This is a genomic window from Planktothrix tepida PCC 9214 (genome assembly GCF_900009145.1).
Classification (GTDB): domain Bacteria; phylum Cyanobacteriota; class Cyanobacteriia; order Cyanobacteriales; family Microcoleaceae; genus Planktothrix; species Planktothrix tepida.
The window spans coordinates 21,890-46,839 of the sequence record NZ_LN889800.1; the positions used below are offsets into that span (position 1 = coordinate 21,890).

Sequence of the window (24,950 nt, forward strand, 5' to 3'; positions counted from 1 at the left end):
AAAAAAGTATTACTTTATCAAGGAATTTAGATATTAGAAGTAATATATTCTCGGAGGCTAACTCGAAGTTGTTCTACAAGATCACCAACCACAAATTTGATCTCCTTACAGGATATATTTCCACTTAATAAATCTTCTAATAAAATATGGCATAAATCCATATCATTATTATTGTGTCGTTGCAACTCAGATTCAGCATCTGGGCAAAGCCCACTTGCAGTAACAATCACACCCGCAAACATTCCTTCACGCCTTAAGTTTTCTACAAAAGCGTTAATTGTATCCCTTTCAAAGCTGTCTCGCTCAATCTTAATATTAAAACCTGCTTGAGCTTCAACCAACTCAAATTCGCTTTTAGCAATGCTGACCGGGAATTGTGTACCATCAGGTTTCCGTTTCAACTTTTCTGTAATCACACGTTGTCTGATGAGAATTGGAATTCTTCCATCTATACCTCCGTCACCAGTACCACGCCGACGAGGTAATCCTGTAGCTTGTGGAGTTGGGTCGCCTCCTAAAGCACGAACAATTCGGTTTCCAATCTCCCTTTTTTCGGTTGGATTACGAGAAATTAAATTTTCAACTAGCTTTCTTTGTAGTTTTCCCATCATTATTACCTAGCGGTTTTTTTAATAAATTAATACACAAACGAAATACTGTGTTAATAGCATCTTCTACAGTAGCCAGAGGCCCTAGAGCGTTTTCAGGGTAGATTTTGGAGTATAAAATTTTCACCATCCATTGAGGAATATCAGTCTGTTGCAAATTGTTTTCAGTCTGACTTTGAGATGATTGAGATACTATGTTTAGTAGTTGGCTAATAGATGTTTTATCGAAGTGATCAATAATGCTTGGCTCAATATTTATGTAATGCCCTGAAGTCATAGCAAATGCAGTTTCAATTAACTTTACTGAGGATTCGGTACATAGATAGCTCCTTAATTGATTTAATAAGTCTTGATCTAATCGTTCAGCATAGAATCTTATAGTTACATGAGTTAAATTCCCTGAAGATTCTTGAATTTTGTTGTTAAGAGTCTTAGTTACATTTTTGAATATAACATTAATAGCATCTTCTACAGTCACAAAATTTTGATGATTCGTAGAGTAGATTTCGGTGCTGCCTACAATTAGCACTATCCATCGAGGAACATCAACTTTTTGTAATTCTTTTTCAGTTTCACTTTGAGATCTCTTAGATATGATCCCTTCGAGTTTTTGAGCAGGCTTATATTTGATTTGGCTAATAATGGCTTTATCAATATCCATGTAATACCCACAAGCTAAAGCCAATGCAGTTTCAATTAACTTTTCTGATGCTTTCGTGCATAAATAGATACCTAATTGGTTTAATAAGTCTTGATCTAACTGTTGAGTAGAGAATCGTATAGTTATATTGTCTAAGTGATTTTGTACATTGTTGCTTAGAGTTTCAGTTAGCTTTGACATAATTTTTTTAAATCCCAAGCTCAGAGAGAACAGAACCCAAAGTTTTTGAGAAAACTTCATCAGATGTAAAATCGAACGGAGATAAATTTACAAATGGCAACCATTGATTTGACAAAAATTCATCAATAGAAGCAGCCTCAACTTGTTTATATACTTGGTGGTAAAGTTGTTCATAATTATCATTATGATGACGATTATTTACTACAATTCTTGCCCTTGGAACTAAGTTAGTCAGAAGACCAAAATTTAAAAGGGATGCAGTTTCCTCTACTATATCTTCTACCCCAACCGAATCATCAGGTACAATTGGAATGATCAATCTCCAACCTCGTTGTGTTACAATAGTAGCAGGAACTTTATAGTAGTCATCAGTATCAGCAACTAGAAAATCGTAATCTGATGCTCCTGAGAAAGAATCGGGTAAAGTCTCTGTTTCTGGAATATCGATTTTATTGGTACTGTTATTGAAGTAACTGGTAGATTCCAAAAACCTTGCCATGCGGCCTCTCCCTGCAAGATCTAAAGCCCAAACACGTTTGTTTTGCTGGGCAAGTAGTAGAGCAATATTCGTTGCTACTGTTGTTTTTCCTACTCCACCCTTAGTTGCATTGACGACTATCTTGATCACTGTACTGTATTCCTCTGGTAATGTAATCCATTTCTGGATTAGGCTAGTAATAAACGTACCTTAAGTTTGTAAACAAGAAATATTATAGCTCAATTAACCAAATAATTGATTAATTTCAAGACTAAATCCTAATAAAATAATTTGTGTATTAACAATATCGCCAGCTTTAAACGCTAAGGTTTGATTTTCTGTAATAATTAAAACTCGTTTATTTTCAGGAAAAACTAACCAAACTTCCTGACAACCGGACTCTAAATATTCACTGGCTTTAGCAAATAAATCCTCCGCCGCATCACTGGGAGACACAATTTCAGCGAGGAGGGGAGGACTTTGGGGTAAGGTGGGAAACTCCCCAAATTGTGTTAGTAATTCCGGTGTGAGATAGGACACATCAGGACGGCGACCTTGTTTTAAGGTACGACAGGGAAGCTCTGTATAAGCATCTCCTCCTTGTCCTGATTCAACTGCGTAATTTCCCCAATAACGACCTAACCGACATTGAATCTGGCTATGTTTAATTGTCATTCCGGTTGTCTCCACCAATTGTCCATCCACCCACTCTTGATGATCGGGAGGATTTGCCATAAAATCTTCTAGGGAAAAGGTTTCTGTTTCTGTGACAGTAGCGATCGCCATATTCATTCATTCGCCTTGGCAGAACTGACAAATATTATTATATCAAATCGGGATATAAATTTATCCTATCTTGATCTAATTCAATCTAAATTAACGGGATTAATTCTCTTGTGAATAACCCAAATCCGGGAGTAAATCGGGTTGTTGGGAAGCGTTAACTGCCAAGCGATCGCAACATTCATTTTCTTCATCTCCAGCATGACCTTTCACCCAGAGAAATTGAACTTGATGCTGTTGAGAAATATTGAGTAATCTTTCCCACAAATCGGGATTTTTAGCAGATTCTTTTGGATTACGTTTCCAACCATTTTGTTGCCATTTCTTCGCCCATCCTTTGCACATTGCATCCACTAAATAGCGAGAATCCGTATATAAATTAACAGCACAAGGAAACTTTAAAGCTTCTAATCCGACAATTGCCGCCATTAATTCCATGCGATTATTTGTGGTAAGTTGATAACCCCCCGATAATTCCTTGCGATGGGGGCCATACATTAACACGACGCCATATCCTCCTGGCCCTGGATTGCCACTACAGGCTCCATCGGTATAAATTGTAACTTCTTTTAAATTGTCGTTCATAATCTCATCGTTGAAACCTGACACCTGACATCCGTTGCGCTATCATAAACAACAGACGTTAAGTTTTGTTGCATACCCTTGACTGCCAGTATTAGAAGACTCGAACCCGTTACTCAACCAACTGCTTGGCATCGTCTTCGGTGTCGATGGCAGGGGGATGAAGCTATTGTTAAACAAGGACTACCCCACAGTCAACTGTCTCCCCCTTGGCAAATTTTACTCTTAGGAGATGGTTCTCCGACTCGACATTTACAACTGTTAACCGGGGAACCCACAGAGGTTGATGTGATTGATATGTCAGCCATTGGCATCAGTACGGATAATGCCCCAGAGCAGATTTTAGCCGTTCCTGGCCCCCGTGTGCGCCGTCAAGTGTGGTTAAGAACCGCATCAGGACAACGGTTAGCTTACGCAACTTCTTGGTGGGAAGCCAGTCATGTTGATGAATATTTACAAAATCGGTCGTTACCCATCTGGGCAAGTTTAGCACGATTACGGACGGAACTGTATCGGGATGTGCAGGGAATTTATTATGGCGATAGCAAAGCCTTAGAATTAGCCTTTGGCGAATCAGGGCCATTTTGGGGACGTCATTATTTATTTTGGCATCATGGCAAACCGTTAACTTTAATTTATGAAGTTTTTTCCCCTTATTTAACTCAATATTTAGGACAGACAGGAAACTGTTAATTGTTGGCTATTTACTGTTTACTGTTGACAGAAGAATAGATCTGTGGAACAGGCATCTTGCCTGTTAATTTTGGTTTCAAAAGTTAATAATTCCCTCCTCTGGATTTGCTCTCTATCCCCGTCTATTTCAGCTTAGAATAATCCCAATAAAACTCACAAAATTCTTCAAAAGGGAGAGGAGGACTAATAAAATACCCTTGAATGAAATCACAACCTTGTTGCGCTAAAAAATCTTGTTCTAATTGAGTTTCGACTCCTTCAGCAATCACTTTAAAATTAAGCTGACGAGCGAGGCGAATAATCGCAGAAACGATAGCAGAATTTTTATTATTTTGAGTAATATTTTTAATAAAACAACGATCAATTTTTAAAATATCAAATAAGAAATTTTGAATATAACTTAAAGAAGCATAACCTGTTCCAAAATCATCAATAGCAATTTCAATTCCTAATTCCTGTAACTGTTTAAATTTTTCTAAAGTTAAATTAATATTATGAACCAGGACGCTTTCTGTTAATTCTAATTTTAATCGTTGAGGTTCTAAGCCTGTTTGATCTAATATTGATCTCACATCTAATACGAAATTCTCATCTTCAAGCTGTTGAGCGGAAATATTAATCGCAATTTCAATCGGAGGAAGTCCAGCATTTTTCCAAGCAACAGCTTCAGTACAGGCAGTTCGTAAGACCCATTTACCCAAAGGTATAATCAAACCTGTATTTTCAGCAATGGGAATGAATTCCGCCGGCGAAATATTTCCCTTTTGAGGAGATATCCACCGAATTAATGCTTCCGCACCCACAATTTCCCTCGTTTTTAAATCAGCTTGAGGTTGATAGTAAAGACTAAATTCATTATTTTCTAAGGCTTTAGCTAATTCTAAATCTTGTTTGGTGAGTAAGATAATTCGACATTCTTCTAATTGCATGACTTTTCGTTCTAATATTTCTAAAATTCCATACAATTCTAAAGGGTCTAAGACCTGAACTAAATTACTCTCAGTTATAATTCCTTGTAATTCTCCTTGTTCACCCACGACAGCTAATCGTCTGATTTTATGTTTTTGTAAAATTTGCTGTGCTGTTGATAAAGTTTCTATGGATTTAACTGAAAATAAAGGAAAACTCATGACTGTCTCGGCGGTGAGATTTTGTAAAGTCAGTTCTAAAGCTTGCAGTTGTAAAATATCTCGTTCTGTGACAATTCCGACCGGATATAAAAGCCCTTCTTGTTCGACAACAACAACAATACAACTAATATTATATTGAGCTAAAATTTGGGCAACTTCTCGAACTGGGGTAAAGGGATAAACCGTCATGACATGACGAGTCATGACTTCTGAAACTTGACGAAACCTTAAAAAATGGTGATAATTTAAAACTTGTCGCAAGCTCGTTAAGGTGACTAAACCTAAAACTTTTTTCTGTTGATTAAGAATGGGTAAGTGGCGAATTTGAAAGCGACGCATCATATTATAAGCCACAAAGACATCCGTAAATTCTTCATGGTTTAAAGTAATTACGGGTTTTACCATCACTTCTTTAACCGTTGTTTGAGAAAGATTTTCCCCTTTAACTGCTAATTTAACCGTATCTCGTTCTGTTAAAATTCCTACTAATTCTTCATTTTCCATCACCAATACACATCCAGGAGAGTGAGAAGGAAGAGTTGAATTTTCAACCAAATTAGGGGCTTCTGAGAGTAAGCATTGTTGTTTATTGCTTTGATTCATTGCCATGAGTGCCTGTAACAGAGGTGTATCGGGTGTCACGACAGCACAAGCAGGAATAATCGCATTTTGGAGATTAATCATTTCATCTAGCATTTTGAAACTCATGGAATTTGGTGGACTTTATGATAAGAAGGGAAAATTCATTATTCGTATTATGACTCTATTTTTTGCTTTTTAAAAGTAATCTAACTTGATTGAGGTCAATGATATCACCCCAGACCGAATCATTAAGGTATCTTTTTGAAAGAGGCTTTGGGAAATTTAGCTAGAAAACCCGTCGATAAGTTAACTATATTGCATAAGTCTTAGCTAGAATAGAGGGTTAAAGCCCAACAACAGGTGTTGAGTTACGATCTTCGCAGCTTACCATAGGTATCGTTTTTTCCTCTAAAATAAAAATGGGTTATAATTGATCTATAGGATCTAAAATCTATCAAGTTTGTTTAAAATCTTAGTTAGGTTGGTTTGATGATCACAAAAACACCTGATGTTGTCCAATCCCAACTGTTGAAAGTCTTATCCCAATTATCCTTATCTAAGCAAGAGGAAGTGTTGAAATATGCACTTTTATTACATAAAAAACAACAATTTCAGGATTGGGATAGTATTTCTGATCAAGAAGCTGCGGATATAAAAGCTGAGTTTGCTGATCAAGATTTAGCTTATTCAGAAGGGATTTTAAGCGATTATTTGTATCAGCTTCACCAAGAGGATGTTAAGTGATGCGGGGAGATGTTTATTTAGCTGATTTGAATCCAAGTCGCGGTTCAGAACAAGCAGGTATTCGACCCGTTATTGTTGTTCAAAGAAATACGCTTGACCGCTTTACTACAACTGTAGCAGCATTAGAATATACATTACAACTTGATGAATATGAAGATCAAGAATAAAGTAAATTTTGGAGTCAGTCATTAAAAATTAAACTTTTTTTATGAGGCGTGAACGCCTTATCATGAGGGTTTCACGCCTGGTTATAAGAGAATTAACCTAAGTTTAAATCCGTCACAGCCCCCACACTACTAGATGAAACTAATTTTGCATATTTGGCTAAAACTCCTTTCGTATAACGAGGTTTTGGAGCTTGCCAAGTTTGACGACGTTGGGCTAATTCTTCATCGGAAATATTAACTTGCAGTAACCGTTGATGGGCATCAATTGTGATGCTATCTCCCTCTTGAACTAAACCAATATTACCGCCAACTGCCGCTTCTGGAGCAACGTGACCGACCACCATTCCGTAGGTTCCTCCAGAGAAACGACCATCAGTAATTAATCCGACTTTATCGCCTAAACCCGCCCCAATAATTGCCGAAGTTGGTGCTAACATTTCCCGCATTCCTGGCCCGCCTTTCGGCCCTTCATAACGGATAACAATGATATCGCCAGCGTTAATTTTTCCGGCTAAAATTGCATCCAAACATTCTTCTTCGGATTCAAAAACCCGTGCTGGGCCAGTAATCACAGGATTTTTAACGCCTGTAATTTTAGCAACGGAACCTTCTGTGGCTAAATTGCCTTTTAAAATGGCTAAATGTCCTTGAGCATACATGGGATTATTCCAAGGACGAATTACATCTTGGTCGGGGCTAGGTTCGGAGGGAACATCAGCTAATTGTTCGGCTACAGTTTTCCCTGTTATTGTTAAGGCATCGCCATGAATTAAGCCTTTTTCTAATAGCATTTTCATGACTAACGGAATACCACCCGCTTTATGTAAATCTGTGGCGACATAACGACCACTGGGTTTTAAATCACATAAAACCGGAACTTTAGCGCGAATTTCTTCAAAATCATCAATGGTTAATTCAACCCCAATGGCATTGGCAATGGCTAATAAATGTAAAACTGAATTGGTTGAACCGCCGACAGCCATAATTACAGCGATCGCATTTTCAAAGGCTTTTCTTGTTAGAATTTGACGAGGAAGAATGCGATTTTTAATAGCATCTCGTAACACATAAGCCGACTTTTCTGTACTTTCGGCTTTTTCCTCATCTTCTGCCGCCATTGTAGAGGAATACATTAAACTCATTCCCATCGCTTCAATAGCGGAAGACATGGTATTTGCGGTGTACATTCCCCCACAGGAACCCGCCCCTGGACAGGCGCGACGTTCCACTTCAATTAATTCTGTATCATCAATTTTTCCAGCACTATATTGTCCGACGGCTTCAAAGGCGCTAACAACGGTTAAATCTTTACCATTATAATGTCCGGGTTTAATCGTTCCACCATATACAAATATAGCCGGAATATTCATACGAGCAATCGCAATCATTGCCCCCGGCATATTTTTATCACAACCGCCAATTGCTAAAACTGCATCCATACTTTGGGCGTTACAAGCGGTTTCAATTGAATCAGCAATAACCTCTCGTGAAACTAAGGAATATTTCATTCCTTCAGTCCCCATAGAAATGCCATCACTAACGGTAATTGTTCCGAACATTTGTGGCATCGCTCCCGCTTGTTTGAGGGCGGCTTCTGCGCGTAATGCTAGGGTATTAATCCCCATATTGCAGGGGGTAATGGTGCTGTAACCATTCGCAATTCCAACGATGGGTTTGGTAAAATCTTGATCTCCAAATCCCACCGCCCGTAACATAGCACGGTTGGGAGTGCGTTGAGTTCCTTGGGTAATAGTTTGACTTCTAAAGTTATCGGACATGGATAGTTCCTCGGACTTGTGGGTTGTGCTCCAACGGTTCAACGACGTTTTTTTGTAGCGTTGTTCCTCGCTGTAAACCCGTTTTTGATGTCGTTATTATTATCTCAGAAAACGTGATAAATTATCAAGGATTTTATGAATTGACCTAATTGGCTGAGTAATCCATTGATGAATTTTAATCCAGCGATAGCAAAAATTTCAATTATTATTCCGGTTTTAAATGAAGCCGAAAATATTGAGTCGGTGATTTCTGGGATTCAAAATGCAGAAAATATAGAGATGATTATTGTGGATGGAGGAAGCCAGGATAATACGGTAGAGATTGCCCAAGGTTTGGGGGTGAAAGTCATTGTGACCCAACGGGGACGAGCACTACAAATGAATGCAGGAGCAAAGATAGCAACGGGGGAGATTTTATTATTTTTACATGGGGATACTCAATTACCTTTGGGGTTTGAACAGGACGTTAGAAAGATTTGGGTTAATTCTAACATAATTGCGGGAGCATTTCAATTAAAAATTAATGCTCCTGAATTCAGTTTAAGGGTAATTGAAAAAACGGTATTCTGGCGTTCAAAATATTTACAAATGCCCTACGGAGATCAAGCTATTTTTATTAAAGCTTCTACTTTTTGGGAAGTTGGGGGATTTCCTGAACAACCGATTATGGAGGATTTTGAGTTAATTCGTCGTTTAAATCGTTTAGGAAAAATTGAGATTTTATCGAGTTCTGTGATGACTTCAGGAAGACGATGGCAAAAGTTAGGAGTGTTCAAAACGACGTTAATTAATCAATTAGTTGTGATTGGATATTATTGGGGAATTTCCCCGATAAAATTATCTCAATGGTATCGTAAATTGTAGAAAATTTCAAACAGATTTCCCCTAGTTCCCTGGTTCTACCAGGGATAACATTTTCTGAGGCTCCGCCTCTAGTTAACAGCAGGCGGAGCCTGCAAATAAGCATTGCTAGGTTGAACCTAGCAACGAGAAAAGGGGTTATCCTATTAATATAAAAGCACCCCAGTTTTTAGGATTAGGATGGGTTTTAATCATTTTTAACATCGCTTGACGTAAGGCTTGGGCGTAATCTGGATTTTGCTGGAATTCTTGATAAAAGGTTTGCATCAATTCCATTGTTCGTTGATCATCAACACTCCATAACGTGACTATTAAATTTTTAACACCTGCGGTTATTAAAGCACGGGATAATCCTAGGACTCCATCGCTGGTAATCTTTCCAGAGGCGGTATTACAGGCACTTAATACTAATAGATTAGCGTTGAGTTTTAAATTCATAATTTCTGCGGTTGTTAGTAAGCCATCAGCTTGATTTGAAGGAGAAAGTGCGATCGCACCCGGAAGCCCTGATCCTGTAAAATCATCGAATAAGCCATGAGTTGCTAAGTGAATTAATTGAGCATCTTTCATTAAATTAATAACAGCAGTTTCTGTCGCTTTTTCTCCAATTAAGGGTTGAGTTTTGAGGAGATTAGCAATCACTTTTGCTTCATTTTCAGAAGCAGGAAGAGACCGAATATTGACTGGCATTTTTGGGTTTCCAACGACTAAAGCCGATTTTAAACTGTGTTGAAAGGTCGGATATTGACGGGTTAATTGTAAAGCTTGAATGGAGGGATTTATTCTAATTGTATGGGATTCAATTAAATACCGACCGTTAGCATCATTTAATGCTGCAAATGGAACTAATAATAGTTCTTGATGGGGAATAAAAATCACCTGTTCTTCTGGAGTCTTTGGAAGTAAATCTGCAATGGGTTCAATGATAATTTGGTATAAATCCTGTAATTTTTTATGAGTAATATCTCTCTCAGGAATATTAGAAACTTCTGTATCAATTCCAGTTAAAGCATTATTAATTCGTTGGTCTTGGTTTCCTTGGGATATAAAAGTTAATAAATTATCTCCTAACTGTGGAAATTGTGTTAAATCAACGGAACGAAAATCAATTTTTCCGGTGGGTGAGATTACCCAAATTAATAACTCAGAATTTTTACCCTTTTCGTCAACTACTATCGAATATTCGACTAAGGTTGATTGTTGTTCTTGAGCAATTTGTTTAATTTGATTAATATTGGGAGGAGTAACATCAATTTTTTTGATGTCTTCGGGATCTAAATTTTTAGCTAATAATTCTACAAAGGCTCTGGATCTTCCCCGTTCAGAAATTTCTAATGCTTTTTCAATTTGATTTTGACTTATTAAAACTTGCTGTAAAATACTATAGGTATTGGCAAATCTTTCAAATAAAGCAATTTTATTTTCATCATTTAACCCCGGACGTAGGGTTTCAAATTGATGAATGGCAGTATAAAGGGTTTCTGTGGCTTGGGGAAGTTTACCAGATTGAAATTGAGCAACTCCTAGATTATTTAAAGTTATCGTTATCCCTAATTTCTCTCCGATTTGTGTTCTAACTTCTAACGCTTTTTGATAGAAATTAATTGCCGATTCATATTGTTGTTGAAGTCGATAAACTGTTCCCATATTATTGAACGCTTGTCCGATGAGTGATAAATCCTCCACTTGGGTTGCTAACTCTAACCCTTGTTGATAGAATTCTAAGGCTTTCGGATATTGTTCTAAACGGTCATAAACGGCAGCTAAATTAACTAAATTTTGAGCAATTCCTTGCTGATCTCCAAGTTTTTGAGAGATGGCTAATGCTTTTTCAAAAATAGGCTTTGCTGGCTCATATTGACGCTGATAAACATAATTAGACGCAATATTATTCAATAGAATAGCTTCTTCACGAGGTTGCTTTAATTGTTGAAAAATAGATAAAGAATCTTCAAAAGAAGAGTGAGCTTTTTGATATTGCCCTAAATTTTGGTAAACTCCCCCTAAATTATTTAAAATATAACCTTGGGATTGGGTTTCACCTAAGTTTTTCACAATCTTTAAAGCGGTTTCAAAATATTCTATTGCTTGGGGATAATTCCCTTGTACACTATAAACTTGAGCAATATTAGTAAGACTTTGAGCGATCGCAGATTGATCGTTTAAATGTTGACGAATTTTTAAGGCTTTTTCCCCATACTCTAAGGCAGTTTCATACTGACCTTGATTACGATATACTAATCCAATATCATTTAAAATTCCGGCTTCACTGAGTTGATCTCCTAATACTTGAAACTGACTTAATGCTTGTTTTAATGTTGTTAAAGCTTGGGTGAAGTTTCCTTGATCAATATATTGATTCGCTTGTTCATAGAGTTTCATCGCTTCCTGCGGGGTAGGAAGGGCTAAGGCTGAATTGGGTTTGTTGATCCCCAGAGAAGATGTAAAGGAAAGTAACAATGTCCCATAAAACCAAAAAAAGAAAGTTCGGCGTCGCATACTTGTTTATAATTAATTCTGACCTCAAAATTAATCCTAGTCTAATTTGAGATGTCTTTAACAAAATTTGAGAAAAATTTGCAGCAACTTATTGCTCAAACTTGCCAATTTCCTCCGAAAACCGTAGAACGTCAGCGAGGTTTAACCCAGATTTATCGGGTCATTCAAAAATCAGGTAAACTTTGGCAGGAAAATACATCTTATTATGCAGACGCATGGCAAAAAACCTGGTTATTTTTTTGTTTAAATTTATGTGAATCTGTTACAGGAAAATGCTATAATTCTGAATTAAGTAGTGTTATTACTTGGCTGAATAACCATCTAAAATGGGTTTTACATAATGAGAAAAGTAAAATCCAAGAACAAGCTAATCGGATGATATCGAATGAAATTTTAGTTGAAAATCAATTCATTAATATTTTAGAGACTCTCAAAGCTCCTGAAGATGTTCCACCGATGTTAGAAACGGTGCGAAAATGGGCAGAAAGTGATGTTACCGGGGAGTTACGCAACCATCATATTCGAGGGCGAAAGGATGTTACTTGTCAACTGCTCATTTTACGACGTTTACCCCCGGAAACAAATTGGAAAGACTTATCTCAAGAATTGGGTTTACCCGTCTCTACTCTCAGCAGTTTTTATGAACGAAATTGTACAAAATATTTGCGTAAATTTGGCGAGGCTGAGGGATATCTATAACAAGAGGAAATTTAGGAGTCATCATTAAAAATTTGGAGCCTTTAATTTATGGTTAATCATCGTTTTCATCTTAACAATCAAACCTTACCGATGTTGATTCCGCAAACCGCCCACGAACAAGCACGACAGTTTGCCCGACAACATCCAACTCCTGCTAAACGAGAGCAAGTTTATTTTAATACCTTAGCGGTTTGGGTGGTGAATACTTATTTACAATGGATGGAAATTTCGACTGAACTTAATACCAGTGATAGTTGGAATCCGATTTGTCAATTAGGAGGCAATATTGCGGATTTACAACTCACGGAAAAGGGTCGTTTAGAATGTCGTCCTGTACGAGAACAAGAGCAAAGTTGTTTTGTTCCGGCGGAAGTCTGGACAAATCGCATCGGTTATGTGGCTATCAGAATTTTTGATTCTTTAAAAGAAGCGGAAATTTTAGGATTTGTTAAACAGGTCAATCAAGAACAAATTCCTTTAGCACAATTTCGACCTTTTGAAGATTTTTTTTCGGATTTAAACCCATTACAACAATTAGAATTTCCGATTAAACCTGCCCAGTTAAGTTTGTGGTTAGCTGATGTTTTTGAAGCAGGATGGCAATTGATTTCATCCGATCTTACCGATGAACAACAGGCGTTTGCTATGCGGAGTTTATCGGGAGATCGAGAGGAAATAACTCAAGCGGCAAAATTAATCGATTTAGGAGTACAATTAGGACAGATAACGGTTGTTTTATTAGTCGCTTTTAATATAGAATCCGATGGCAGATTTGCGGTGAGAGTTCGACTGTATCCGATGGAAAATCAATTGTATTTACCACCTGGGGTTCGGTTAATTTTGCTAGGAGAATCCCAAGAGGTAATGCAGGAAGTTCCATCTCGTTTACAGGATAATTATATTCAACTTCCTCGGTTTAAGGGACAACCTGGAGAAGGATTTCAAATCCAGGTAGTGTTCGGTGAAGTTGCTATCACTGAGGCGTTTGAAATTTAAACTTGTAGAGATGTTGTGTACAATGTTTCTACAAATTATACTTGAATTAAGACTGTAAAATTAGAGATAGAATGACCGATAAAATTGTATTGTTAAACTTAGGGTTAGGGGATTTAATCGCAGGTTTTCCTGGGGTAACGGTCATGGTTTTGGACTCAGGAAATCCCTATCCGATGAAGTTTAATGGTAGTTTACCGAGTAGTTCGGAATTAATGGCTATCGCCCGTCGTTGGCAATTAATGTATCAAAGTCTCTATCAAAGTTTAGCGTTTCGTCCGAGAATTGAATTAGAAACAGAAGATATTACTCAGGTTTCTCAAGTAGAATTTGGGGATATTTGTCAGCAATATAAAAGCTATTTCAATAATTGGTTAAATTCTCCTGAGTTTAGAAAAATTGATCAAAAATTACGTTCGATTTTACATCCTTCCGATAGCATTCAATTAATCTTAGAAACCGATAATATTCCTGTTCGCCGTTTACCTTGGCATCAGTGGCAATTTCTCCAAGATTATCCTCAAACCGAATTCGCTTTAAGCACCCCAGAATATCATCAACAATTTTCTTCAAATTCAATTAAAACTCACCTAAGAATTTTAGCGATTTTGGGAGATAGTCGAGGTATTGATGTGAATACGGATCGTCAATTATTGACGACATTACCCGATGTAGAAACAGTATTTTTAGTTGAACCTTCTCGTGAACAATTGGACGAACAGTTATGGAATCAACAGGGATGGGATATTCTATTTTTTGCCGGACATAGTTGTAGTCTTGACCCCGAAGAAACGGGAGAATTTGTAATTAATCCTCAAGAGCGAGTCGCTGTTAGAGACTTAATACCGGGGTTTAAAAAAGCCATTGAGAGAGGGTTAACTTTAGCGATTTTTAACTCCTGTGATGGGTTAGGAATTGCAACGGAACTCACCCAATTAAATATTCCTCAAATGATTGTAATGCGAGAACCAGTTGCGGATGCTGTCGCCCATCATTTTCTTAAATTTTTTCTGCAAAAATTGATATCGGGAGACTCTTTTTATTTGTCAGTTCGAGAAGCTAGGGAACGATTATATATTCTGGAAAATCAGTTTCCTTGTGCGAGTTGGTTGCCTGTTATTTGTCAAAATCCGGCGGTTTTACCCTTAAAATTTAAACCTCAAATTCCTCAGAAGAAAGCTCTGTTTAAAAATAAATTAAAATCTTTATCTTCTTTTCCTATAGCTGTTAATTTATCGATTATAATCTTAATTATAGGGTTTCGATTTTTAGGAGGGTTTGAATTTTGGGAATTACACGCTTATGATCAATTAATGCGATCGCGTCCTCCTGAACAACCGGACAAACGATTATTATTAGTAACAATTACCGAAAATGATATTCAAAATTTAAACGGAGAATCGCCACTTACCGATCAAAAATTGAGCCAAGTTTTAAAAAGCTTACAACGTCATCAACCAAGAGTTATTGGGTTAAATGTTTATCGAGATCGTCCTAAACCCCCAGGTAGTAAAGATTTTACTCAATTCCTAATGGATAACCCAAAGCAAGTCATGGTCATTTGTCAAGGAAAAAGTAATAATTCAGATGGAACTCAACCCCCCTCAAAGGCTAGTCCTAATCAGATAGGATTTAGTGATATTCAAATTGATTCTGATGGGGTATTACGTCGTCAAATTATGTTTATGCCTCCTCCTGAAAATTGTAAGACAGACTATGGATTTAGTACCCGTGTCGCATTCAATTATCTTGAGGGGGAAGGGATTAAACCGGAGCGGATTGACAATACAAATATAGTTATTTTAAATAATACCTTTTTTAAACCCTTAATCCGAGTCGGATTTTATGTTGAAAATAATATAAAAATGTTTCAAATTTTATTAAATTATCGTAACTCCGTTAAACTAGCAAAATCCGTAAGCTTAACAGAGGTTTTAAATCAAGAAGTAGACCCTAATTTAATTAAAGATAAAATCGTTTTGATTGGTACAATTGCATCTTCTTACGTTGTACAATCTAGGCCTACTCCCTATAGTAAGAAACCTGTTCCTGGGTTATTTTTACAAGCAGAAATGGTGAGTCAAATTATATCGGCTGTATTAGATGGACGTGCGTTAATGACGGTTTGGCCTATCAGTATTGAACTCCTCTGGATTAGTTTGTGGTCATTGTTGGGTGGGGGGTTAGCTTGGATTGTTCGAGATCAAGTTGGGTTGTTGGTGATTGGGGGAAGTGCTACAGGTGTGCTGTATGGGGTGTGTTGGTTGTTTTTAGTTCAGGGAGTTTGGGTTCCTTTGGTAACACCCGGTTTAGGGTTAGTATTATCAGCGTTGTTAATCCGACTGAAATAGTGAGGTCTATAATCGAAGAATCTCTCCCCTTTACAACCTATAAATCTTGTATTACAATAAATTTTTGTAGTATTTGCATAAAGTTTACGGTAACTAGCAATAGATAAGTAACCCAGAAACCGGGTTTCTCAATAAACCTCTGTTACTCAAATCAAACTAAAATCAGAAACCCGGTTTCTTGATGTTTTTGTATTAAAAATAGTATTCATTTATGAATCTAACTCAATTGACAGTGTTCGCCTTTCTTTCAATTCATTTATTGTCTATTTTTGCTGATTTTAACTTAGTAACTCCACAAGTAAATGCCTCAAATTCCCAGCAAGTAGCAACGGAATTTACACCTCCTGATTCAAAAGGAGATGACAACCGAGAAGGTTCGGGAAGTCGAACAGGATGTCCAGCCGTAACGAAACCATTAACGGCTATAATTCCTAATAGTAAAATAGATTTAACGTTATCCGCCTACCCGACATTTTGGGTTTATGTTCCCTATCAATCGAATGGTGAATCTCAAGCTGAATTTATTCTTTTAGATGATCAGGAAGAAGCGATTTTCAAAGAAAAAATAACCCTTTCAGGAACCCCTGGAATCATTAAGTTTAAACTCCCTCAAAATGTTCCTGGTTTAGAAGTGGGTAAAACCTATTCTTGGCAATTTGCCTTTATTTGTAATCCCAAAATTAGGGCAGAAGATGATTATGTGCAAGGAGCCATTCAACGGGTTGCACCCACAGTAGCCTTAATCAATCAGTTAGAACAATCCACAACTCCTTTAGAACAAATAGAGGTTTATGCCCAAAATCAATTCTGGTATGAAACTCTAACCATGTTAGGATCAATGCGACAGCAAAAACTCCAAGATCCTCAAATTTTAGAGGAATGGAAGGAGTTGTTAACCTCGATAGGATTAGAAAATTTGGCAGAAGAACCGATTATATCTCAAGATTAGAGCTTTCTAAATCCTCCTTAAAAGCTAAGGGGGATTAGATATTTTTAATCCAGAGAGTTAGGGGAATCTAAGACACCAGAAAATTATATCGAGAAAGGATATAAAAGTTAAGACTCTAAAGTTTAATGTTTAATTTGTTTGCATAAAGAGCGATCGCTTTCCTTAACATCAATATTGGTTTGTAAATAATCCTTGACCCAATCACAAGCATACTGTAATAAATCTACGTTCAAAGCACGCTCCATATTCCATAAAATCACACTATTATCATCACTAGCTGAAGCCAGGGTTTTACCATCTTGACTGAAAGCAATAGAGCGAATTCCAGAAGCATAACCTTCTAGGGTAACTAATAACGTGCCATCGAGTTTCCAAATTTTAACGGTGTTATCAACACTGCTAGTCGCAATGGTTTGACCCAGACCTAACGGCAAGCTAACGCCAGCAGGATTGAAAGCAATTCCCCAAACGGCAGCGTTATGAGCGCTGAGAGTTTTTAATAAAGTACCATCGAGTTTCCAAAGTTTAACCGTATGATCTGCACTGCCTGTGGCTAATATCTGACCGTCGGGGCTAAAAGCCAGAATCCAAATTACCACAGGATGACTTTTGATAGTTTTTAATAAAGTACCTTGGCGATTCCAAATTTTCACCGTACCCTCGCCCGTACCAGCAACAATCATCTGACTATCAGGGCTAATCGCAACACTCCAAAACCCACTATTCCCACTCTTGAGCGTTTTTAATAAACTACCGTTCGCCGTCCAAAGTTTAATCGTTTTATCCAAACTCCCAGAGACAATCATCTGACCATCAGGACTAAAAGCCAGCCCAAAAATCATCGCCCGATGCCCTGTGAGTGTTTTCCGTAAAACCCCGTCTCGACTCCAGAGTTTAATCGTGCCATCTGAACCGCTAGTGGCGAGGGTTTGACCATTGGGACTGAAAACGACTCTCAGCACCGCAGATTGATGACCAGAGAGGGTTTTGAGGAGGATTCCCTCTCGATTCCACAAGTTCACGGTTTTGTCCCAACTGGCGGAAGCAATCACCGAATTATCAGGACTGAACGCGACACCCCAAACCGAAGCAGTATGTTTAGAAAGGATTCTCAAAAATGGGCTGTTGATTTTCCAAAGTTTAACAATACTATCACCAGAGCCAGAAGCAATTACCAAACTATTCGGGCTGAAAGCCATTGCCCACAACGTCGCTTCATTTCCCTTAAGAGTCGTTAGTAAAGAACCATTATGATCCCAAATTTTAAGGGTTTTATCCCAACTGGCAGAACCAATCATCTCACCATCAGGGCTAAATTTTACCGTCCAAACCGTAGCTTCATGACCGCGAAGTGTGTTGAGTACAATTCCGTCCAGATTCCAAAGTTTAATCGTGTTGTCTGCACTTCCTGAAACAATCCTTTGACCATCGGGACTGAAAGCCACGGTCATGACCGACGCATTATGACCGCGAAAGGTGTTGACTAACATTCCGTCCAGATTCCAGAGTTTAATCGTGTTGTCTGTACTTCCCGAAACAATCCTTTGACCATCGGGACTAAACGTAACTGCCAAGACCGCCTGACCATGAGCCGAGAACGTTTTGAGCAGAGTTCCGTCCACAGCCCAAAGTTTAACCGTACCATCCAAACTCGCTGAGGCAATCTTTTGACCATCGGGGCTAAAAGCTACGTTCGTAATTGCAGCTTGATGTCCCTGAAAGGTTTTCAACAAAATGCCGTCTTGATTCCAGAGTTTGAGGATAGTATCATCACTTCCAGAAGCCAAGATTGAACTATCAGGACTAAATTTGACTGACCACACTATCGCTTGATCTGCTTTAATATTCTTCCACAAACTGCCATCTGGATGCCAAAGTTTAATCGTGCCATCGGAACTTGCGGAGGCAATAAATTGACCATTGGGACTAAAATTAACGTCTAAAATCCCAGATTTATGTCCTGACAAACGGTTATATTCTTCGACTCCATAAACGGCTCGTCTCAGGGCTGAATTAACTTGATTTTTGGTGGTGATATCTACATTTTCTAGCTGTTTGAGTTTTTGTTGGGATCGAATGGCTTCCAGCAGAGCATCAAACTTTTGATTAGAGGCAAAAAGTCCTTTAGAAGAGGATGCAAGGGCTTGAATTTCGCTGATTTTAGCACGGGTTGCGCTGATTGTGGCAAGCTGATATTGTTGGTAAACTGCTATACTTAATATACCGACGAGGACTAAGGCAAAACTGACTAAAAACAGCAAAATCTTTTGGTGCTCGGTACTTTTTTTTTCCTGAATGAGCCTTTTCTGTTGTTCGACTAATTGGGCTTCAATGGCTTTGGATCTTTCTGCTTCTAAAGCTAATTGTACTTCTTGGCGATCGCAGTCTTGACTGGCTGCTAAAAATTGATAATCTAAATCGCTTAAACTTTTTCCTAAAGCCCAGTGTTGGGCATCTTTTAACGCCTGTCCTCTTAATAAACGAGATTCATCTTGTTGACCCGACGCTATCCAAGCATCAAAGGTTTGGGAATAGGGGCGGAGTTTGGCTAACTGTTGTTGTACCCACCCTAAATTAAACACGTCTTGATAAATTAAGTTTCTGACTTTTAAATATCCTTGAGATTTAATGATTAAACCTGATAAAAATAATTCGATTTGTTCTCGACTATCATTCGCTTCAATTTCGGTTTCTTGTAAAATTCTTTGATAAATTCCTAACAGTCTTCCCGCGTTTTTTAAGTTATGAATTAGCCGATCTCGGATGGTTCTGAGGTGTTCCGGTTCGTCTTGGGATTCCCATTTTTCAATCATTTGTGATCGCACTATTTTTTTGATCCAGAGCGTCGAGCTATTTTGAACCCTACAATCTGACTTTTGAGGGTGATTTAATAATAAATTTAATAATTTTTGAGTTAAAAACGGCTGTCCATTTGTCCAGTTTAACACCTCTTGCAGAATCACTTGAGGCTGTTCAAAAACTCCGAATAATCCTTCGGCTAACGGAGCAGCTTCTTCTAAGGTAAACCCGGTTAAATGAATGGCAGTTCCAATGTTAAATGGGGTACGGGTTTTATCCGCAATTAAATCTGAGGGAGTCGCTACACCAAATAAGGCAAAGGTTAAACGTTTATATTCGCAGTTAACCGCCCGTTGATTATAGCAAGCTCGAATTAAAGCAAAAAAGTCATCAATCGGAAAATTTAGACTCAGAAGATTATCAATTTCATCAATAAAAATACAGAGATTTTGTTCAGGAAATTGCTCAATTAATAAAAATTTAAAAAATTCATTTAATTTTTGAACTAAAGAAATCCCCTCTTGTTCTTGCCACCAGGTTTTAAAATTCAGTTTACCAAAACATCCTAATCCCCGTAATAAATCCATCATAATGCCTTTATACCATTGTAGTGGCGTGGTGTCTTGACTACCAATTTGGGTCAGATCAATCACAGCACAACAATATCCTTCGGTTTCAAGTTGATGTTTAGTTCTGACCATTAAAGAAGATTTGCCCATTTGTCGGGAATTAAACACATAGCAAAATTCTCCGGCTTTGAGAGCGTGATACAGTTCGTGATCGCAGGAACGGACAACATAAGTAGGGTCATTATTATGTAAACTTCCGCCGACTTGATATTGAGTTAACATTCCGTATTTTAGGGCAATAAATTACGTTCACTGGTTTTATTTTATAAGAATTCGTCCTGAAATAAAAATCGGCTATGGACATAACAAGCGATCGCTTTCCTCAACTTCAATATTTGTTCGTAAATAATCCCTAACCCAATCACAAGCATATTCTAATTCATTAACGTGAAGAATCTTGTTGATATCCCACAAAATTACGGTATGATCATCACTTCCAGAAATCAAGAATTTACCGTCCGCAGTAAACGCTACAGCTACAGCTGTTCCTTGATGTCCCGGTAAAATTTTTAGTAATTTTCCTTCTACATTCCAGAGTATCACCTGATGATTTAGACTTCCTGCGGCGATGATTTGACCGTCAGGACTAAAGGCAATTTTCGTTAAATCCTTACTATCGGTGTCAATGGTTTTAACTAATATTCCATCTATTTTCCACAGTTTCAAAGTGCGATCTTGACAGGTTGAAGCGATAAGATTTCCTTGGGGATTAAAGGCAACTCCCTCACAGCCCGACTTTTGCTGTGTCAGCGTTTTTGCTAACGTACCATCAGCGTGCCAAAGTTTTACCGTACCATCTTGGCTGGCTGAGGCAAGAAGTTGACTATCAGCACTAAAGGCTAATCCCCAAATTCTCTCTTTATGGGCGTTAATACTATGCAGGAGTTTGCCTTCTAAATTCCAAATTTTGATCGTTTTATCATCTCCTCCCGAAGCAATCATTTTGCCATCAGGCGAGATCGCCAGACCATAAATTGCTCCTTGATGTCCTTTAAAGGTTCGTAACAGTTTAACCGGAGATTGATCGCGATTGCTGACATCCCAAAGTTGCACTGTATAGTTAATACTTCCTGTCACCATTAAACGACTATCTGGACTGAAAACCACAGCGCGAAAACTAGACTGGGGTTGCTCAACGGTTTGCCACAATCTGCCATCGGTGTGCCATAGTTTTAGAGTATTATCTTCACTGACCGTTGCGAATAATTGACCATCCGAACTGCTGGCAAGATTCCCAATGGTATCTTTATGATCATAAAGGGGTTTTAACAAATGTTGATTGCGTTTCCAAAGCTTGACAGTGCTATCAAAACTCGCGGAAGCAATCCAAGCCTCAAAGGTTTGAGAATAGGGGCGCAGTTGGGTTAATTGCTGGTGTACCCACTCTAAATTAAAGACTTCTTGATAAATTAAGTTTCTGACTTTTAAATATCCCTGGTGGTTGATGATTAAACCGGATAATAAAAGTTCACTATGTTCAAGACTATCATTTGTTTTTATTTCCAGTCCTTGTAGAAGAGTTTGATAAATTCCTAACAGCCTTCCAGCGTTTTTATAATTATAAATTAGGCGATCTCGGATAGTTCTTAAATGTTCGGGTTCGTCTTGAGACTCCCATTTTTCAATAATTTGTGATCGCACGATTTTTTTAATCCAGAGAGTCGGGCTACTTTCCGCAATCAAATCTGGCTTTTGGTGATAATTTGAAATTAATAATTTTAATAATTTCTGTGTTAAAAAAGGTTGCCCATTTGTCCAAATTAAGATTTCTTGGAGAATCACTTCCGGCTGTTCAAAAACTCCGATTAATCCTTGAGCTAACGGGGCAGTTTCTTCTAAGGTAAATCCTGTTAAATCAATGGCTGTGCCAATATTAAACGGGGTTCGGGTTTTATCTGCGATTAAATCCGAGGGAGTCGCCACACCAAATAAGGCAAAGGTTAAGCGTTTATAGGCAGGATTTACCGCTCGTTTATTATAACAGGAGCGAATTAAAGCAAAAAAGTCATCTATGGGAAAGTTCAGACTTAAAAGACTATCAATTTCATCAATAAAGATACAGAGATTTTGTTCAGGAAATTGCTCAATTAATAAAATCTTAAAAAGTTCACTTAATTTTTGAACTAAAGAAATCCCCTCTTGTTCTTGCCACCAAGCCTTAAAATTGAATTTACCAAAACATCCAAATCCCCGTAATAAATCTAGCCCAATCCCTTTATACCATTGTAGCGGCGTGGTGTCTTGGATACCGATTTGAGTCATATCAATAACCGTACAACAATATCCTTCGGCTTCGAGTTGATGTTTGGTTCTGACTAATAAGGAGGATTTGCCCATTTGTCGGGAATTAAATACATAGCAAAATTCTCCGGCTTTCAAGGCATTATAGAGTTGATGGTCACTGGAACGAACCACATAGGTTGGGTTTTTATTATGTAAACTTCCACCGACTTGATATTGAGTTAACATTTGGGGATTTTATATTCTTAATTTAATTTAAGGGCATAAAGAGTGTTCGCGTAGCGTTCCGTTTGGTCTATCGCGCTCTTCAACTTCTAAATTTGTTCGTAAATAATCCCTAACCCAATCACAAGCATACTCTAATTCATTAACGTGAAGAATCTTTTTGATATCCCACAAAATCACCGTGCGATCATCGCCTCCAGAAATCAAGAATTTACCATCCGCAGTAAAAGCCAGAGCCATTACCCATCCTTGATTTCCGGGCAAAGACTTGAGTAATTTTCCTTCTAAACTCCATAATTCCACCTGACTATCAAGACTTCCTATGGCGATAATTTGACCGTCAGGACTAAAAGTAATTTCCGTTAAATTCTCCCTCTCTGTTTGAATCGTTTTCAGTAATGTTCCATCTAGTTTCCACAGTTTCAGGTTGCGATCTTGACAGACAGAAGCGATAAAGTTTCCTTGAGGACTAAAGGCAACTCCCCAACAAGCCGCCTTTGAATGAGTTAAAGTTTTCACGGGTTTACCATCAGCTTGCCAAAGTTTCACAGTACCATCTTGACTGCTAGAAACCAGGAGTTGACCGTCCCGACTAAAGGCTAATCCTCCGATTCTTTCCTTGTGAGCCTGAATATTATGCAAAAGTTTGCCATCTAAATTCCAAATTTTAATCGTTCGATCATCTCCTCCCGTAGCGATGATTTTGCTATTGGGAGCGATCGCAAGGGCAAAAACAGTAGCCTGATGTCCTTTAAAGGTTCGCAACAGTTTAACCGGAGATTGATCTCGATTACTGACATCCCAAAGTTGCACTGTATAATTATTGCTCCCTGTCACCATGAAACGACTATCTGGACTGAAAATGACAGCGCGAAAACTAGATTGGGGTTGTTCAACGGTTTGCCACAATTTGCCATCCGTGTGCCATAGTTTCAGAGTATTATCTTCACTAACGGTCGCAAATAACTTGCCATCAGGACTGGTGGCAATATCCCAAATGGTATCTTTATGCTCGTAAAGGGGTTTTAACAGATGTTGATTGCGTTTCCAAAGTTTGACAGTGCGATCAACACTTGCGGAAGCCACCATCAAACCATCAGAACTCATTGCAATATCTCGAATGGCTGAATCATGTTGCTTTAAGTCTTTAATAAAAGTTCCATCAATGTGCCAAAGTTTAACCTGATTATCTTTACCACCCGTAGCAATATATTCACCCCGACAATCAACCCCGATAACAGCTTCATTGCTGATCAAAGTTTTCACTAAAGTTCCGTCGGTTTTCCAGATTTTAGCGGTGCGATCACTACTAGACATCTCCAAAATAGAAAAAAGGAGGGGTAAAAAGATGATAAAATTAAATTTTACCCCGGATTAGAGATGAGTAAATTAAGAGACTATCTGGACAAGAATCCCCAGCAAGCAAAAAGGCTATTAGGGATGGAATATGAACAGATGATAGAACTCATTCAAGCTGCGGAGTTATTAGAAGAAGAAAAACGACAGGAAAAAGAAAAAACTAAAATCAGGTTGATTAAAGCAGGTGGGGGTCGTCGGCAGAAATTATCTGTGGAGGAACAAATCTTACTGACTCTAATTTATCTGCATCAAATGCCGACATTTCAAATGTTAGGGTTACAGTTTGAAGTCAGTGAATCAACAGCGAATGATATTTTCCATAACTGGATAAAAATCTTGAGAGAATTACTACCAGCGAGTTTGCTAGAGCAAGTAAAAAAAAACGAGAGTGATTGGGAGTGGGTAGAAAAAATTCTGGTGGAATTTGAGTTAGTAGTAGATAGCTATGAACAGCCCAGGGAAAGACCAACAGACAATGAAGAGCAGAAAAAATATTACTCAGGAAAGAAAAAGACACATACCTTTAAAAATCAAGTCATTGTCATGCCAAATGGAAAAGAAATAGTGGATGTAGCTGTGGGTTATACCGGAGCAACAAGTGATCTGAAATTGTGGAGAGAAAGAAGCCAGGAATTGGGGAATAATCAAAAATACAGAGGGGATAAAGCTTATGTAGGAGAAACAGCAATTAATACACCGTATAAGAAACCGAGGAATCAAGAGATGTCGGCGGAAAAGCGAGAAGAAAATCGGTTAAAAGCCCAACAAAGGATTGTAGTTGAACATTTAATAAGACTGATAAAAATTTATCGAGTTGCTTCAGAAAGATTTCGGTTAAAGAGGCAAAATTATGAAGCAGTAATCTTGACAGTATGTGGATTAATAAGATGGCGAATAGGAGCGATTGTATTACCATCTAAGAATTGCCCAGAATTCTTTTGAGAAATAATTGTATATCA

The 24,950-nt window shown here is 38.0% G+C and carries 20 protein-coding genes; 9 read left to right on the forward strand and 11 right to left on the reverse strand.

Annotated elements, in window-relative coordinates; translation table 11 throughout:
- Positions 1–26: 26 nt before the first annotated feature.
- From PL9214_RS12560 to rnhA, 5 genes are all read right to left on the reverse strand, one after another.
- The gene (locus tag PL9214_RS12560; RefSeq protein WP_139295049.1) at positions 27–611 is read right to left on the reverse strand and encodes a hypothetical protein; all 585 of its coding nucleotides are present in this window, start codon (positions 609–611) and stop codon (positions 27–29) included.
- A complete protein-coding gene (locus tag PL9214_RS12565) occupies positions 580–1,449 on the reverse strand; it encodes a hypothetical protein (protein WP_072719156.1) in 870 nt (289 codons plus the stop codon). Before PL9214_RS12565 ends, PL9214_RS12560 begins: the two co-directional genes overlap by 32 nt.
- Positions 1,450–1,456: 7 nt before the next feature.
- Complete coding sequence (locus tag PL9214_RS12570; RefSeq protein WP_072719157.1) at positions 1,457–2,077, reverse strand: nucleotide-binding protein; 621 nt, start codon at positions 2,075–2,077, stop codon at positions 1,457–1,459.
- 93 nt (positions 2,078–2,170) lie between these two features.
- Positions 2,171–2,713: a Uma2 family endonuclease gene (locus PL9214_RS12575; RefSeq protein ID WP_072719196.1), complete on the reverse strand. Its 543-nt coding sequence runs from the start codon at positions 2,711–2,713 to the stop codon at positions 2,171–2,173.
- A 99-nt stretch (positions 2,714–2,812) separates the two neighbouring features.
- The gene (rnhA, locus tag PL9214_RS12580) at positions 2,813–3,295 is read right to left on the reverse strand and encodes a ribonuclease HI (RefSeq protein WP_072719158.1); all 483 of its coding nucleotides are present in this window, start codon (positions 3,293–3,295) and stop codon (positions 2,813–2,815) included.
- Between the two features lie 90 nt (positions 3,296–3,385).
- Here rnhA and PL9214_RS12585 point away from each other — a divergent pair, with 90 nt between their 5' ends.
- Complete coding sequence (locus PL9214_RS12585; RefSeq protein WP_245824241.1) at positions 3,386–3,985, forward strand: chorismate lyase; 600 nt, start codon at positions 3,386–3,388, stop codon at positions 3,983–3,985.
- A 122-nt stretch (positions 3,986–4,107) separates the two neighbouring features.
- Here the strand turns inward: PL9214_RS12585 and PL9214_RS12590 are convergent, their stop codons facing one another.
- Complete coding sequence (locus PL9214_RS12590) at positions 4,108–5,823, reverse strand: EAL domain-containing protein (RefSeq protein ID WP_083579996.1); 1,716 nt, start codon at positions 5,821–5,823, stop codon at positions 4,108–4,110.
- Positions 5,824–6,186: 363 nt separating this feature from the next.
- Between PL9214_RS12590 and PL9214_RS12595 the strand changes: the two genes are divergently transcribed.
- On the forward strand, positions 6,187–6,441 hold the full coding sequence (locus PL9214_RS12595) for a hypothetical protein (protein WP_072719161.1): 255 nt from the start codon (positions 6,187–6,189) through the stop codon (positions 6,439–6,441).
- Positions 6,441–6,608 (forward strand): type II toxin-antitoxin system PemK/MazF family toxin, encoded by a 168-nt coding sequence (locus tag PL9214_RS12600; RefSeq protein WP_072719162.1) that lies wholly within the window; start codon positions 6,441–6,443, stop codon positions 6,606–6,608. Before PL9214_RS12595 ends, PL9214_RS12600 begins: the two co-directional genes overlap by 1 nt.
- Before the next feature lie 92 nt (positions 6,609–6,700).
- On the opposite strand, the gene ilvD is transcribed toward PL9214_RS12600, so the two are convergent.
- Positions 6,701–8,386, reverse strand: a complete 1,686-nt coding sequence (ilvD, locus tag PL9214_RS12605) for a dihydroxy-acid dehydratase (RefSeq protein ID WP_072719163.1) — start codon at positions 8,384–8,386, stop codon at positions 6,701–6,703.
- 168 nt (positions 8,387–8,554) lie between these two features.
- Between ilvD and PL9214_RS12610 the strand changes: the two genes are divergently transcribed.
- Positions 8,555–9,250, forward strand: a complete 696-nt coding sequence (locus PL9214_RS12610) for a TIGR04283 family arsenosugar biosynthesis glycosyltransferase (RefSeq protein WP_072719164.1) — start codon at positions 8,555–8,557, stop codon at positions 9,248–9,250.
- Between the two features lie 135 nt (positions 9,251–9,385).
- Here PL9214_RS12610 and PL9214_RS12615 read toward each other — a convergent pair whose 3' ends face one another.
- The gene (locus PL9214_RS12615; protein WP_083579997.1) at positions 9,386–11,746 is read right to left on the reverse strand and encodes a CHAT domain-containing protein; all 2,361 of its coding nucleotides are present in this window, start codon (positions 11,744–11,746) and stop codon (positions 9,386–9,388) included.
- A 51-nt stretch (positions 11,747–11,797) separates the two neighbouring features.
- Between PL9214_RS12615 and PL9214_RS12620 the strand changes: the two genes are divergently transcribed.
- From PL9214_RS12620 to PL9214_RS12635, 4 genes are all read left to right on the forward strand, one after another.
- A complete protein-coding gene (locus PL9214_RS12620) occupies positions 11,798–12,445 on the forward strand; it encodes a hypothetical protein (RefSeq protein ID WP_072719165.1) in 648 nt (215 codons plus the stop codon).
- 48 nt (positions 12,446–12,493) lie between these two features.
- Positions 12,494–13,441 carry a DUF1822 family protein gene (locus PL9214_RS12625; RefSeq protein ID WP_072719166.1) on the forward strand — a complete coding sequence of 316 codons (948 nt, stop codon included), beginning with the start codon at positions 12,494–12,496 and terminating at the stop codon, positions 13,439–13,441.
- Between the two features lie 71 nt (positions 13,442–13,512).
- Entirely contained in the window at positions 13,513–15,789 is a 2,277-nt protein-coding gene (locus PL9214_RS12630; protein ID WP_072719167.1) for a CHASE2 domain-containing protein, read from the forward strand.
- 211 nt (positions 15,790–16,000) lie between these two features.
- A complete protein-coding gene (locus PL9214_RS12635) occupies positions 16,001–16,738 on the forward strand; it encodes a DUF928 domain-containing protein (RefSeq protein ID WP_072719168.1) in 738 nt (245 codons plus the stop codon).
- A 122-nt stretch (positions 16,739–16,860) separates the two neighbouring features.
- On the opposite strand, the gene PL9214_RS12640 is transcribed toward PL9214_RS12635, so the two are convergent.
- The 3 genes from PL9214_RS12640 to PL9214_RS12650 all read right to left on the reverse strand — a co-directional run bounded on the left by PL9214_RS12640 (position 16,861) and on the right by PL9214_RS12650 (position 23,949).
- Positions 16,861–20,388, reverse strand: a complete 3,528-nt coding sequence (locus PL9214_RS12640) for an AAA-like domain-containing protein (RefSeq protein WP_072719169.1) — start codon at positions 20,386–20,388, stop codon at positions 16,861–16,863.
- Positions 20,389–20,460: 72 nt separating this feature from the next.
- Entirely contained in the window at positions 20,461–22,635 is a 2,175-nt protein-coding gene (locus tag PL9214_RS12645) for an AAA-like domain-containing protein (protein ID WP_072719170.1), read from the reverse strand.
- 27 nt (positions 22,636–22,662) lie between these two features.
- The gene (locus PL9214_RS12650; RefSeq protein ID WP_072719171.1) at positions 22,663–23,949 is read right to left on the reverse strand and encodes a WD40 repeat domain-containing protein; all 1,287 of its coding nucleotides are present in this window, start codon (positions 23,947–23,949) and stop codon (positions 22,663–22,665) included.
- Positions 23,950–24,012: 63 nt separating this feature from the next.
- Here PL9214_RS12650 and PL9214_RS12655 point away from each other — a divergent pair, with 63 nt between their 5' ends.
- Positions 24,013–24,933: an IS5/IS1182 family transposase gene (locus PL9214_RS12655; protein ID WP_072717485.1), complete on the forward strand. Its 921-nt coding sequence runs from the start codon at positions 24,013–24,015 to the stop codon at positions 24,931–24,933.
- Positions 24,934–24,950: the final 17 nt, after the last annotated feature.

Bases quoted from the DNA above. Each gene is read 5' to 3' on its own strand.
- PL9214_RS12625 (WP_072719166.1), top strand. From the start codon at position 12,494: ATGGTTAATCATCGTTTTCATCTTAACAATCAAACCTTACCGATGTTG.
- PL9214_RS12615 (WP_083579997.1), bottom strand. From the start codon at position 11,746: ATGCGACGCCGAACTTTCTTTTTTTGGTTTTATGGGACATTGTTACTT.
- PL9214_RS12635 (WP_072719168.1), top strand. From the start codon at position 16,001: ATGAATCTAACTCAATTGACAGTGTTCGCCTTTCTTTCAATTCATTTA.
- PL9214_RS12590 (WP_083579996.1), bottom strand. From the start codon at position 5,823: ATGAGTTTCAAAATGCTAGATGAAATGATTAATCTCCAAAATGCGATT.
- PL9214_RS12655 (WP_072717485.1), top strand. From the start codon at position 24,013: ATGAGTAAATTAAGAGACTATCTGGACAAGAATCCCCAGCAAGCAAAA.
- PL9214_RS12600 (WP_072719162.1), top strand. From the start codon at position 6,441: ATGCGGGGAGATGTTTATTTAGCTGATTTGAATCCAAGTCGCGGTTCA.
- PL9214_RS12620 (WP_072719165.1), top strand. From the start codon at position 11,798: ATGTCTTTAACAAAATTTGAGAAAAATTTGCAGCAACTTATTGCTCAA.
- PL9214_RS12575 (WP_072719196.1), bottom strand. From the start codon at position 2,713: ATGGCGATCGCTACTGTCACAGAAACAGAAACCTTTTCCCTAGAAGAT.
- rnhA (WP_072719158.1), bottom strand. From the start codon at position 3,295: ATGAACGACAATTTAAAAGAAGTTACAATTTATACCGATGGAGCCTGT.
- PL9214_RS12560 (WP_139295049.1), bottom strand. From the start codon at position 611: ATGATGGGAAAACTACAAAGAAAGCTAGTTGAAAATTTAATTTCTCGT.
- ilvD (WP_072719163.1), bottom strand. From the start codon at position 8,386: ATGTCCGATAACTTTAGAAGTCAAACTATTACCCAAGGAACTCAACGC.
- PL9214_RS12640 (WP_072719169.1), bottom strand. From the start codon at position 20,388: ATGTTAACTCAATATCAAGTCGGCGGAAGTTTACATAATAATGACCCT.
- PL9214_RS12595 (WP_072719161.1), top strand. From the start codon at position 6,187: ATGATCACAAAAACACCTGATGTTGTCCAATCCCAACTGTTGAAAGTC.
- PL9214_RS12610 (WP_072719164.1), top strand. From the start codon at position 8,555: ATGAATTTTAATCCAGCGATAGCAAAAATTTCAATTATTATTCCGGTT.
- PL9214_RS12630 (WP_072719167.1), top strand. From the start codon at position 13,513: ATGACCGATAAAATTGTATTGTTAAACTTAGGGTTAGGGGATTTAATC.
- PL9214_RS12565 (WP_072719156.1), bottom strand. From the start codon at position 1,449: ATGTCAAAGCTAACTGAAACTCTAAGCAACAATGTACAAAATCACTTA.
- PL9214_RS12650 (WP_072719171.1), bottom strand. From the start codon at position 23,949: ATGTCTAGTAGTGATCGCACCGCTAAAATCTGGAAAACCGACGGAACT.
- PL9214_RS12645 (WP_072719170.1), bottom strand. From the start codon at position 22,635: ATGTTAACTCAATATCAAGTCGGTGGAAGTTTACATAATAAAAACCCA.